The organism is Pseudomonas fluorescens (assembly GCF_902497745.1).
GTDB classification, from domain to species: domain Bacteria; phylum Pseudomonadota; class Gammaproteobacteria; order Pseudomonadales; family Pseudomonadaceae; genus Aquipseudomonas; species Aquipseudomonas fluorescens_BM.
On sequence record NZ_CABVHJ010000020.1, the window covers coordinates 103,969 to 116,770 of the forward strand.

11 protein-coding genes are annotated in these 12,802 nt (G+C 60.1%); 9 read left to right on the forward strand and 2 right to left on the reverse strand.

Going from position 1 to position 12,802, the window contains the following annotated elements; all coding sequences use genetic code 11:
• Window positions 1-74: 74 nt before the first annotated feature.
• A complete protein-coding gene (locus F8N44_RS25335) occupies window positions 75-548 on the reverse strand; it encodes a hypothetical protein (protein WP_150652215.1) in 474 nt (157 codons plus the stop codon).
• Between the two features lie 577 nt (window positions 549-1,125).
• Window positions 1,126-1,512, reverse strand: a complete 387-nt coding sequence (gene gspI / locus F8N44_RS25340) for a type II secretion system minor pseudopilin GspI (RefSeq protein WP_150652216.1) — start codon at window positions 1,510-1,512, stop codon at window positions 1,126-1,128.
• Window positions 1,513-1,659: 147 nt separating this feature from the next.
• Between gspI and gspG the strand changes: the two genes are divergently transcribed.
• The 9 genes from gspG to F8N44_RS25385 all read left to right on the forward strand — a co-directional run bounded on the left by gspG (window position 1,660) and on the right by F8N44_RS25385 (window position 12,742).
• Entirely contained in the window at window positions 1,660-2,118 is a 459-nt protein-coding gene (gspG, locus tag F8N44_RS25345) for a type II secretion system major pseudopilin GspG (protein WP_038368790.1), read from the forward strand.
• A gap of 8 nt (window positions 2,119-2,126) precedes the next feature.
• Complete coding sequence (gene gspK, locus F8N44_RS25350; RefSeq protein WP_150652217.1) at window positions 2,127-3,086, forward strand: type II secretion system minor pseudopilin GspK; 960 nt, start codon at window positions 2,127-2,129, stop codon at window positions 3,084-3,086.
• Window positions 3,083-4,261 (forward strand): type II secretion system protein GspL, encoded by a 1,179-nt coding sequence (gspL, locus tag F8N44_RS25355; RefSeq protein ID WP_150652218.1) that lies wholly within the window; start codon window positions 3,083-3,085, stop codon window positions 4,259-4,261. Before gspK ends, gspL begins: the two co-directional genes overlap by 4 nt.
• The gene (gene gspM / locus F8N44_RS25360) at window positions 4,254-4,799 is read left to right on the forward strand and encodes a type II secretion system protein GspM (protein ID WP_150652219.1); all 546 of its coding nucleotides are present in this window, start codon (window positions 4,254-4,256) and stop codon (window positions 4,797-4,799) included. Before gspL ends, gspM begins: the two co-directional genes overlap by 8 nt.
• Window positions 4,796-7,165 carry a type II secretion system secretin GspD gene (gene gspD / locus F8N44_RS25365; RefSeq protein ID WP_150652220.1) on the forward strand — a complete coding sequence of 790 codons (2,370 nt, stop codon included), beginning with the start codon at window positions 4,796-4,798 and terminating at the stop codon, window positions 7,163-7,165. The genes gspM and gspD overlap by 4 nt, the downstream gene beginning before the upstream one ends.
• Before the next feature lie 151 nt (window positions 7,166-7,316).
• Entirely contained in the window at window positions 7,317-8,723 is a 1,407-nt protein-coding gene (gspE, locus tag F8N44_RS25370; protein WP_150652221.1) for a type II secretion system ATPase GspE, read from the forward strand.
• Entirely contained in the window at window positions 8,723-9,931 is a 1,209-nt protein-coding gene (gene gspF, locus F8N44_RS25375) for a type II secretion system inner membrane protein GspF (protein WP_150652222.1), read from the forward strand. The genes gspE and gspF overlap by 1 nt, the downstream gene beginning before the upstream one ends.
• Before the next feature lie 498 nt (window positions 9,932-10,429).
• Window positions 10,430-11,542: a substrate-binding domain-containing protein gene (locus tag F8N44_RS25380; protein WP_150652223.1), complete on the forward strand. Its 1,113-nt coding sequence runs from the start codon at window positions 10,430-10,432 to the stop codon at window positions 11,540-11,542.
• Between the two features lie 96 nt (window positions 11,543-11,638).
• Window positions 11,639-12,742 (forward strand): substrate-binding domain-containing protein, encoded by a 1,104-nt coding sequence (locus F8N44_RS25385; protein ID WP_150652224.1) that lies wholly within the window; start codon window positions 11,639-11,641, stop codon window positions 12,740-12,742.
• Window positions 12,743-12,802: the final 60 nt, after the last annotated feature.

Sequence of the window (12,802 nt, forward strand, 5' to 3'; positions counted from 1 at the left end):
CGTGCTGCCTCCCTTGTTGCTGCTTTCGGCCTAGCGCCGAGCCTAGTGAAAGTGACCTGGGTTATTGCCTGCTTTTATTTAGTCGTTCCTGTGATTCTTCTTCCGGTGCAATGAAAGGCTGCCACCAGAAAATCCTTGAGCGACCACGCCCAAAGACCCAGAAGCATGCAGATCACCAAAAAAGTGAAATATTGATGAAAGTCCGTACGGGGCATTTTTTGGCTGGTTATTCCAACCAGCCCGAGACTTATCAAGCTGACGCCAAAAAAACTCAGACATCGTAAGGCGAGATAGCAAAGGTCTCTGAAGTTGATCGTGGGTACCCAGCTTTTTGCAGATTCAGAAAATAAAGCCGACCACACCAGATGAAACAGACTTGCGTAGATAAAGCTCAGGCTTAGGCGTTCTGCTACATCAGCGCCGGAGCTCAGGAAAATTTGTGAATAGAAATGGTCGAGAAACACACCTACGGGACGCATGAGGTCGAGGAAAGGAAACAGAGCAACCCCACCTGCGAGATAAACGGCTAAAAAAGCGATGACTTTCATCTCGCACTCCGTTGCTTTAGTTACCAGGTCGATTTCGTGTCAGATCGGTTTTTTGCGTTCTATGCATCAACCTCGGTATCGGCATTGCCTGACTATTTTTTCAGCTATGTAAGTCAACAGCATAGTCATCCTGACCACTTCCGGTAACTCAGTCGCTGGACGTCAGAAGGGTAGAGGGCCAGACAGAGGCGCGCGGTTTTCGGCGAGCGGCGGAGGTTGGGCATTTCGCTAGGGGTAAGCGGGGATAAGTGGACGGATCTACCTGGGAAGGCTGACGGAGTTCTGTCTCGATAAACACCAACGTTTAAACTTAAAGAGCTTGGCGATTATGGTTTTGGTGATTCTGGGACTTCGCGAGTAGAAGCGGCCCTCACCCCAGCCCTCTCCCGGAGGGAGAGGGGGCCGACCGAGATGTCTTGCGGGGTACGTCGACCTGGAAGACCTTGGTGATTATGGCTTTGGTGAAAGACCTTCGATTTGCTTTGTGAGCTTGGCCATTTTGGATTCAATGAATGGCTTTCAAGTCGGTGTAGCTCTCGAATATTCCCGAATCGGTTCCCTCTCCCTTGGGAGAGGGCTAGGGTGAGGGGCTTTCGGTTCGGGACATTAAAGTCTCAAGCCTGGCCAACGGCGGCGCATCCTGGTTGCGGTCAAATACCTGGATGCCAATCTTGAGTAAGCGGCCGTTTTCGGCTGCGCTGATCACCTGTTCGCAGCGCAGCAATAGCCGCCCCTGATCACATTCCTGCGCTTTCATACCCATCGGCAACCTGCCTTCCAGCCGCAACTCCGCCATCCGACTCTGCGCCGCAATCATCGCCACCGACCGATCCCGTAAAACCCCGCTGCTCTGCGTCATCAACCCCGCCACCCGCACAGCCGCCGACATCGCCACGGCAATAATCGCCAGCGCCACCAGCACCTCAATCAACGTGAAACCCGCTTCCCGCGAACGCGCACGCATAAACCGCCCAAAACCAAAACCCAGCCCTCGACGCTAACCCGCGTCCTTGACCGCTTGACGACGAAAACACCCGAGGATTTTCAACATCACTGACATATCTTCTTGCAACACTGCGCGTCGAATCGAATCAAGCCAGGGAATGTCGAGATGGATATCGCACCTTTCAAATCGCTTCAGCAACCGATGCGCACGCCGCGTGGGCAGCAGGGTTTTACCCTGATCGAGATCATGGTGGTCGTGGTCATTCTGGGGATTTTGGCGGCGATGGTGGTGCCCAAGGTGCTCGACCGGCCGGATCAGGCGCGGGCGACGGCGGCGAAGCAGGATATTGGTGGGTTGATGCAGGCGTTGAAGTTGTATCGCCTTGATCACGGTACTTATCCGTCGATGAATCAGGGTTTGAAAGTCCTGGTTGAGCGGCCGGCGGATGCAAAGAACAGCAATTGGCGCTCGTACCTGGAGCGTTTGCCGAACGATCCGTGGGGGCGTCCTTATCAGTACCTCAACCCCGGCGCCAATGGCGAGATCGACATCTTTTCCCTCGGTGCCGATGGTCAGCCTGACGGCGACGGCGTGAATGCCGATATCGGTTCCTGGCAGTTGTAAGGCCGGCCATGAACAGCCGCTCGCCTGAGGGGGCGAAGCAACAGGGCATGGCGATTATCAGCGCGTTGTTGATTGCGGCCGTGGTGGCGGTGATTGCGGCGGGCATGTTGACGCGCCAGAGCGTGTCGACCCGTGCGCTGGAGGCGGATCAGCAGCGTGTGCAGGGGCGTTGGCTGGTGCTGGGTGGGTTGGAGATCAGCCGTCAGTTGTTGTGGGATGCACGTCAGCGCGATCCGTTGACCCGGCTTGATCAGCCGTGGGCGCAGCGTCTCTCCGCGCAAGGTTTTGAAGGACGACTGGAGGATGAGCAGGGCAAGTTCAACCTGCGCAATCTGGTGGCCAACGAGCGGGTTGATGAGGCGCAGGTGGCGGCGTTTCAGCGCTTGTGTGAGTTGATCGGGGTCAGTGCCGGGTTGAGTCAGCGTATCAGTCAGCGGGTGATAGCTTCGTACCCGCGACTGCTGAATCTGCAGATGGCCGAGGCGCCGAAAAGTGGTTTTGACAGTGGTCGCGCCACCTCGCCCAACGCTTCACACAAACCGCAGAACCCGACAATGCCAATGCTGCGCAGCCTTGATGATTTGCGCAGCCTGGACGGCGTGAATGAGGCGGTGATGAGCAAACTGGCGCCGTACCTGACGGTGATCCCCGCGACCACTTGGCTCAATGGCAACACGGCCACCGCGCCGGTCTTGGCTGCGTATGTGCCCGGGCTGTCGCTGGAGCGCGCCAATGCGTTGATCGCCGAGCGCGATGCCGGGCGCTGGTTTATCAACCGGGGTGATTTCGTTAACCGTTTGCGCATGCCGCAACTGGAGCTGACCAGCGTCAAGGTCGGCATCACCAGTGACTGGTTTCGTCTGCGCGGTGAGGCGCGGCGCGATCAGCGGCGGGTCAGTCTTGAGGCGTTGCTGCATCGCAGCCAGGACCGCTTGCCGCAGGTGATCTGGTCGCGGGTGGGCGTATGAGCCAGTTGAAGGTGGCGTTGCCGCCCTTGGCGGAACTGGATCTGCACAGTCAATTGCACTGCGCCTGGCTGGATCGACAGGGCCAAGTCACGCGCGAAGAACGCCACAGTCTGGGCCAGTTGAGTCAGTTGCCGAAACTGCCGCCGCTGGCGTGTTTTCTGCACCCGGCCGACAGCCTGTTGGCGAGTCTCGATTTGCCGCCGCTGCCCGCGAACAAGATTGTCGCGGCGGTGCAGTGTGCGGCGCAGGCGTTGATGCTTGGCGATAGCAGTGAGATGCACATCGCGCACAGTGCTCGGGATGAGGCTGGGCAAGTGCAGATCGCCTGGGCGCCTCGGCAGCACTTATTGCGTTTTGGCCAGTTGCTCAAAAGCGCTGGGTTGAACCTGCGCGGACTCTATCCGGCGCCTTACAGTTTGCCAGTGTTGCCCGGTACCGTGGCGTGCGTGCAGGACGGGCATTTGTTGTTGCGCGACAGTGTGCAAGCGGCGCGGGTGCAGCCGTTGTTCGATGACGGCCTCGACGGTGTTGTGTGGGAACCGGGCGTCACTTTGCACTGGATCGGTGAGCAACCGCCGCCGGGCGCTGAGTTGCCGATGATTGATGCGCAGCGCTGGACCGGGCCGCTACCGGGTTGGGGACTGCATGGCGCGGTCCAACAGCATCAAACCGAGCATCGCGGCTGGGGCAGGGCGATCGCTTTATCAGCGTTGGCCGTGGCGGTGTGGGTGATCGGATTGAACCTGTATGCCGCTCGCGAGGCCGGGCAGGGCCAGCAGTTGAAAACCCAGATGAACCTGCGGGTAAAGCAGGCTTTCCCTGAGTTGCCGGTGATTCTCAACCCGTTACAACAGGCGCGTCAGCAATTGGCGGCGCGGCAGAAGGGCGCGGCGGATGATCCGGCGCAGACTTTCAATCGTCTGGTGTTGCAGGCCGGCAGCGGCATGCCGTCGATGGCCGGCAGTGTCGAGCGTTTGGCGTTTGTCGACGGTGTCTTGCAACTGAGTTTGCTGACTGAAGCCCGTCGCGGCGGCAATGATCAGGAGTGGCAAAGCACCTTGGCCCAGGCCGGTATCAGCGTGACCGCAGACGACGAAGGCTGGACCTTGCGTCCGTCCAGTGAAGCCACCCAAAGCGACAGCGATGACAGCGGCGGAGCAGAAGAAGATGAATAAGGCCTCGCTCGCGTTGTACCGCGCCAAGTGGCAACGCTTTAACGCTCAGGTGCAGGCCCGTTGGCAGCCGTTGGCGCTGCGCGAAAAACGCATGGTCGGCGGCATGGCCATCGCGCTGGTCGGCCTGCTGCTGTGGGTCGCGCTGATCCAGCCACCGCTGAAGAAAATCACCTATTGGCAAACCGAAACGCCAAAGCTGCGCGCCCAGACTGAAGCGCTGGAAGTGCTGTTGCGCGAAGTCAGCGTGCGCCCGGACGGGCAAAGCGTGGCGCAGTCGCTGGAGCAAACCCTGCAGGCTAGCGGCATGGCGGGGCATTACCAATTACAGGAGGCACAGGGCGCCTGGCAATTGACCTTCGACGCCGCGCCGGCCGACGCCGTGCTCGACTGGCTGTTGAGCAACCCGGCACAACTTTCTCTGCAAGTGGTCGAGGCCCGTTTGCAACGCGCAGACAACCCCTCGACCGAAGTCACCGCCGGCACTTTGTCAGGCACCGTTCGCATGGATCAGGCGCTGGGCGCTAAGGAAGCTTCATGAAGGGGTCAGGATCCAAACCGGCACGTCTGGCGTTGCCGATGCTGCTGATGGCGTTGAGCGCGTGCAGCAACACCACTACACCGCAAAACCAGCCGCCGTTGCTGGTCGACAGTGAACTGGGCCGGCCGTTGGCCAATACCCAGCGCAGCGGCGACGCGGTGCTCGACCGCGAACGTGCGCAGGCGCAGGCGCGACCTGTGCCGAAGCAATTGCACAACATCAGCAAGAGTGCGCGCAGTGGGGCGGCGGCGTCGGGCATTGCCTTGCCGAGCAATCCGTTGGGCGATCAACCGGTGACGCTGAATTTTGTCGATGCGGATATTCAAGCGGTGGTGCGGGCGTTAGCGCGTTCGACAGGGCAGCAGTTTCTGGTCGACCCTCGGGTCAAGGGCACGTTGACGCTGGTGTCGGAAGGTCAGGTGCCAGCGCGGCAGGCTTACGACATGTTGCTGGCGGCGTTGCGCATGCAGGGTTTCAGCGTGGTTGATGTAGGCGGTGTGGCGCAGGTGGTGCCGGAGGCGGATGCGAAGTTGCTGGGTGGGCCGATCTACAGCGCCGACAAACCGGCCGGTAACGGCATGCTCACGCGCACGTTTCGCCTGCAATACGAAAACGCGGTGAACCTGATTCCGGTGCTGCGGCCGATCGTTTCGCCGAACAATCCGATCAACGCCTACCCCGGCAACAACACCATCGTCATCACTGATTACTCTGAGAACCTGACCCGCGTTGCGCAGTTGATCGCGAGCATTGATTCGCCGAGCGCGATCGACACCGATGTGGTGCAGATCCAGAACGGCATCGCCGCTGACATCGCGCCGATGGTGGCGGATTTGCTCGATGCGCCGGGCAATGATCCGACGCAGAAAATCGCCGTGATTGGTGATCCGCGTTCCAATACCATCATCATTCGCGCCGGCAGTCCGGAGCGTACGGAGCTGGCGCGCAATCTGATCTACAAACTGGATAACGCGCAGAGCAATCCGAGCAATCTGCATGTGGTTTATCTGCGTAACGCGCAAGCGGCGAAACTGGCGCAGGCACTGCGTGGTTTGCTCACGGGCGAGAGTGATAGCGGCACCAGTGACAGCGCTCGTTCGGTGCTTAGTGCGATGGGCGCAAGTACCGGCGGTAGTGCTGGGCAGAACGGTCAGAGCGGCACGCAAAGCAGCGGCACAACAACCACTAATAGCAGCGGCAGCACGGGCGGCAGTTACGCTCAGGGCAGCAGTGGCAGCGCAACTGGCAGTGGCGGTGCGCAAAGCAGCGAACAGAACGTCGCCTTCAGCGCCGGTGGCGTGACCATTCAGGCTGACGCCACCACCAACACCTTGCTGATTTCCGCGCCGGAGCCGTTGTACCGCAACCTGCGCGAGGTGATCGATCTGCTTGACCAGCGCCGCGCGCAAGTGGTGATCGAAAGCCTGATCGTCGAAGTCGGCGAGGACGATGCCAGTGAGTTCGGCGTGCAGTGGCAGACCGGTAATCTCGGTGGCAACGGCGTGATCGGTGGCGCGAATCTGGGTGGTTCGGGGCTCAACACCAACGGCAAGACCAGCATCGACGTGCTGCCGCAAGGTTTGAACCTGGGCTACGTCAACGGCACCGTGGATATTCCCGGGATCGGCAAGATTCTTGACCTGAAGGTGCTGGCCCGCGCGTTGAAGAGCAAGGGCGGCACCAACGTGTTGTCGACGCCGAACCTGCTGACCCTCGACAACGAGGCGGCGAGTATTTTTGTTGGCCAGACCATTCCGTTTGTCAGCGGCAGTTACGTCACTGGCGGTGGCGGCACCAGCAATAACCCGTTCCAGACCGTGACCCGTGAAGAGGTGGGCTTGAAGCTCAACGTGCGCCCGCAGATTTCCGAGGGCGGCACGGTCAAGCTCGATATCTATCAGGAAGTCAGCAGCATTGATGAGCGGGCTTCGGCCAGTGCCAATTCTGCGGGGATCGTCACCAACAAACGTGCGATCGACACCAGCATTCTGCTGGATGACGGGCAGATCATGGTGCTGGGCGGGTTGCTGCAGGACGGTTACAGCCAGAGCAATGACGCGGTGCCTTGGCTGGGCAGTCTGCCGGGAATCGGCGCGCTGTTTCGCAACGAACGCCGGGCGATTACCAAGACCAACCTGATGGTGTTCCTGCGCCCTTACATCATCCGTGACAGCGAAGCGGGGCGCAGCATCACCCTCAATCGCTACGATTTCATGCGCCGTGCGCAGGGCGGTTTGCAGCCGGAACGCAGCTGGGCGATGCCGGACATGCAGGCGCCACAGTTGCCGACGGCGGCGCAGGGTGTGCCGGCGGTTTTACCGGCATCGGGTCCGCGCGCCACTATCAAAGCGGTGCCGATCCAATGACTCCGCCATCGCCTCTTGATCTGGAAAACCGACCTGTAGGAGCTGCCGAAGGCTGCGATCTTTTGATCCTGCTCTTCGACGGACCCAAACGACCAAAGATCAAAAGATCGCAGCCTTCGGCAGCTCCTACAGGGATTGGGGAGGGCATGAGATGAGTTCGCTGCCTTACGCCTGGGCCAAGGCGCAGCGCATTCTGTTGTGCGATGGCGTGTTGACGGTGTGTCCGTCGACGCCGGGCTGGTCGATCAGTGAAGCGCGGCGGCAGTTCGGCGCGACCACGATTCAGCGGGTGCGCGATGACGAACTCGATGGCTTGCTCGCCAGCGCGTACGCCGACACCGGCAGCGCGGCGGCGGTGGTCGGTGCAGCAGAAAACGAAGTCGATCTCGACCGACTGATGCAGGACATGCCGGAAATCACCGACCTGCTCGACACCCAGGACGGCGCGCCGGTCATCCGCATGATCAACGCCTTGCTCACCCAAGCGGCACGCGATGAGGCCAGCGACATTCACATCGAACCGTTCGAAACCCATTCCGTGGTGCGTTACCGGGTCGACGGCACCCTGCGCGATGTGGTCTCGCCGCGCAAGGCTTTACATGGCGCGCTGGTGTCGCGGATCAAGATCATGGCGCAGCTCGACATCGCCGAAAAACGCCTGCCGCAGGACGGTCGCATCGCTTTACGGGTGGCCGGGCGGCCGATCGACATTCGTGTTTCCACAGTGCCGACCGGGCATGGTGAAAGGGTGGTGATGCGTCTGCTCGATAAACAGGCCGGGCGTCTGCATCTGGAAACCCTCGGCATGGACGCGCAGGTGTTGGCCAAACTCGATCACCTGATTCGCCAGCCCCACGGCATCGTTTTGGTCACCGGGCCAACCGGCAGCGGCAAAACCACCAGCCTCTACGCCGCACTGGCCCGGCTCGACGCGAGTACCAGCAATATCCTCACCGTGGAAGACCCGGTGGAATATGACCTGCCGGGGATCAGTCAGATTCAGGTCAACGCCAAGATCGACATGACCTTTGCCTTGGCGCTGCGTGCGATTTTGCGGCAAGACCCTGACATCATCATGATCGGCGAAATCCGCGATCTGGAGACCGCGCAAATCGCCGTGCAAGCCTCGCTGACCGGTCACCTGGTGCTGGCGACTTTGCACACCAACGACGCGGTGTCGGCGGTCAACCGCTTGATCGACATGGGCGTTGAGCCATTCCTGCTGGCCTCGTCGATGCTCGGCGTGCTCGCGCAACGCTTGGTGCGACGCCTGTGCAATCAGTGCAAACAGGAAGACCCAACGGCACCGGGCACCTGGCGCCCGGTCGGCTGCCCGGCGTGCAATCAAACCGGTTACAGCGGCCGCACCGGCATCCACGAATTGTTCTGCATCGACGACGACATCCGCACCCTGATTCACCAAGGGGCAGGGGAGCAGGCCTTGCGCGCATCCGCTGCCAAAGCCGGGATGTTCAGCCTGCGTGAGGACGGTGAACGCTGGATCCGCAGCGGCGCCACCGCGCCAGAAGAAATCTTACGCGTGACACGGGACGCCTGATGAATCGCTATCGTTTTGAAGCCGCCGACGCGACCGGCAAGATCGAGTCCGGGCACCTTGAGGCGGACAGCCAGGCTGCCGCGTTCACAACGTTACGCGGGCGCGGTTTGACCGCGTTGTCAGTGCATAAGGAAAGCAACGTTGCCCAGCACGGCGGCGGGTTGTTCAGCGCCAAACTCTCGGACAACGATCTGGCCTGGGCCACACGGCAACTGGCGAGTCTGCTCGGCGCCAGCCTGCCGTTGGAGGCGGCGCTGAGTGCCACAGTCGAACAGGCCGAGAAAAAGCACGTCGCGCACACCCTCAGCGCGGTGCGTGCCGATGTGCGCAGTGGCATGCGTCTGGCGGAATCGCTGGCGGCGCGGCCACGGGATTTTCCCGAGATCTATCGCGCGTTGATTGCGGCGGGGGAAGAGTCTGGTGATCTGGCGCAGGTGATGGAACGGCTGGCGGATTACATCGAAGAACGCAACAACCTGCGCGGCAAGATCCTCACCGCGTTTATTTATCCGGGTGTGGTTGGTCTGGTGTCGATCGGTATCGTGATTTTCCTGCTCAGTTATGTGGTGCCGCAGGTGGTCAGCGCGTTTTCTCAGGCGCGGCAGGATTTGCCGGGGTTGACCTTGGCGATGCTCAACGCCAGTGATTTCATAAGGGAGTGGGGCTGGTTGTGTGCGGCGATCATCGCAGGCGCGTTCTGGAGTTGGCGCCTGTATCTGCGCAATCCGGCGGCACGCTTGAGTTGGCATCATCGGGTGCTGAAATTGCCGCTGTTCGGGCGCTTCATCCTCGGTCTGAACACCGCGCGTTTCGCCTCGACGTTGGCAATTCTCGGCGGCGCCGGGGTGCCGTTGTTGCGCGCACTGGAGGCGGCGCGGCAGACCTTGTCCAATGATCGCTTGAGTTTGAGCGTCACTGAGGCCACGGCCAAGGTGCGCGAGGGCGTGAACCTGGCGGCAGCGTTGCGGGTGGAGAACGTGTTTCCACCGGTGCTGATTCATTTGATCGCCAGTGGCGAAAAAACCGGGTCGTTGCCACCGATGCTTGAGCGTGCGGCGCAGACCTTGTCGCGTGATATCGAGCGGCGGGCAATGGGCATGACCGCGCTGCTGGAGCCGCTGATGATTGTGGTGATGGGCGGGGTGGTGCTGGTGATTGTGATGGCGGTGTTGTTGCCGATCATTGAGATCAATCAGCTAGTCCAGTAGTGGTGTGTCTGATGTCTTGGTGGTGGCTGGACTGGCCCATTCGCGAGCAGGCTCGCTCCCACAGTGTTCTGTGTTGTGAAGTCAATTGCATTAACAAACTTAGTCCCTGTGGGAGCGAGCCTGCTCGCGAAGAGGCCAGTCAGGCCAATAGATAATTCAAAGTTTTTGCAAAAGATTCTCCATCACCCGAGCCATGTTTCCCCCATCCTCGGGTTCTCCTTTCTGTCATCTGCAACCACCCGCCAACGCCTCCAGCCCGATTCCGCCAAACCCCTGATCCAGACCCTTCGCCAGCCCCCGCAAACACCCGAGAAAATCCCTTCAGAAACACCGCGCACCTCCCGAGGTTTTTTCCTTTATCTGTCACCGGAAACTGCGAATTTCTCAGTGCGACTTAACCAAGGCCAACGCTAGCGAGGGCCCCGGTGAGTCCTCCCAGTGTCATGCAAGTCACCCGAAAACCTGTGTTCCCAAACCTAGTTGAAAAGGAGATTCTTCATGTTCAAGCGCACTCTGATCGCAGCTTCCCTGACCGTCGCCGCTCTGGCTTCCGCTCAAGCCATGGCTGTTACCGGTGGTGGTGCAACTCTGCCTGCCGCTCTGTACAAAGGTTCTGCCGACAGCATCCTGCCAGCCAACTTCTCCTACGCCGCCATCGGTAGCGGCGGTGGCAAAACCGCTTTCCTGACCAACAACCCGGCCGGCTTCAGCACCACCGGCACTGTGCACTTCGCGGGTAGCGACTCGATCCTCAGCGCTGCGGAACTCAACACCTACACCACCACTTACGGTGCTTCGTTCGGTCCGTTGATCCAGCTGCCTTCGGTAGCCACTTCGGTTGCCATTCCGTACAAAAAGGCCGGTCAGACCGCTCTGAACCTGACCAGCGCTCAGCTGTGCGATGCCTTCTCCGGCGCTAAAACCACTTGGGGCGCTCTGCTCGGCACTGCTGATACCACCCCGATCCGCGTGGTTTATCGCAACGTTTCCAGCGGCACTTCGGAAATCCTCAGCCGTCACTTGAACTCGGTCTGCCCGACCCAGTTCGCCACCAGCACCACCTTCACCAACGCTCGTCTGCCAGCCGGTTCGGCACTGCCGTCGAACTGGGTTGGCGTCGCCAACACTTCCGACGTCGCCACTACCGTGAACGCGGTTGACGGCTCGATCGGTTATGTCGGTCCGGATGGTGTTGACGCTACCAGCAACGCTGTTGTTGCTCGCGTCAACGGCGTACAGCCAACTTCGCTGAACGTAACTCTGGCACTGTCGTCGGTGTCGGCTCCTTCGACTCCTGCCCAGGCTGCCAACCCTGCCAACTGGTCGCCAGTGGTGGCTAACCCGGCTTCGGGTTACAAACTGGCCGCCTACACCAACTTCATCTTCGGCCAGTGCTACAAGGACGCAGCCGTGGCCGCCGATGTCAAAGCTTTCCTGACCACTCACTACAGCATCCCTGGCAACAACACAGCGACTCAGGCTCACAAATTCGTCGCTGTGCCTAACGCCTGGAAAAACGCTGTGACTGCCAACTTCATCACCAACTCTTCGGGCAACAACCTGGACATCAACAACGCCAGCGTCTGCAACGCTATCGGTCGTCCTTTGTAAGTCGGTTGGTTCAGTCTGATGTGTAGATGGCGGCCCTTCGGGGCTGCCATTTTTTTTGGCTCCCGTTTGCGGGGGCGTTCGATAAGGAGATTGAGCATGTTCAAACGTATTGAAAGGGTTTTGATGTCGGCTGCTGTCGCGCTGACCTCGGCTCATGCGATGGCCGTGACCGGGGGCGGTTCGACATTGCCTGCGGCGCTGTACACAGGTTCGGCCAACAGTATTCTGCCCGCCAACTTCAGCTATGCATCCGTCGGTAGCGGCGCCGGCAAGACGGCGTTCCTGACCAACAATGCCGCCGGCTTCAACACCACTGGCACGGTGCACTTCGCCGCGAGCGATTCGATCCTCAGCGCTGCGGAACTCAGCACCTACAACAACAGCTTCGGTGTTTTGTTCGGCCCGCTGATCCAGGTGCCTTCGGTGGCCACTTCGGTTGCCATTCCCTACAAAAAAGCCGGTCAGACGGCACTGAACCTGACCAGTGCCCAGTTGTGCGATGTGTTCGCGGGCAACAAAACCACATGGGGCGCTTTATTGGGCAGCACTGATACCACACCGATCCGTGTTGTTTATCGCAACATTTCCAGTGGTACGACGGAAATTCTGGCCCGTCACCTGAATTCGGTCTGCCCGAGTCAGTTCATCATCAGTACGAACTTCACCAATGCTCGCCTGCCATCCGGTTCGGCTCTGCCTTCGAATTGGGTGGGTGTGGCCAGCAACTTTGATGTTGTCATGGCGGTGAACGCGGTTGACGGTTCCGTCGGTTATTCCGGCCCCGATGGCCTCACCTTGACGAACAATGCTGTGATCGCCCGGGTTAACGGGGTGTTGCCGACGTTGGCCAATGTCTCCCTCGCGCTGTCATCAGTAGCGTTGCCGACCACGCCTTACAACCCTGCGCAATGGGCACCGGTGGTGCCTAATCCGGTGGCGGGTTACAAACTGGCGGGCTATACCAACTTGATCTTCGGCCAGTGCTACAAGGATGCGAGTGTAGCGAGCGATGTTCGTGCCTTCTTGACCAAGCATTACAGTGTGCCCGGCAACATCGCCGCCGGTGTGGCGCACGGTTTTGGCCCGCTGCCCACGAACTGGAAAAGCGCGGTAACCGCCAACTTCCTCACCAACACCACTGGCAACAACCTCGACATAAACAACCCTTACGTCTGCAATGGCATCGGCCGTCCGCTTTGAATACATGCACTTTTGATTTTGGGCAGCCCTTTGCGGGCTGCCTTTCTTTTGAGCGCCCGG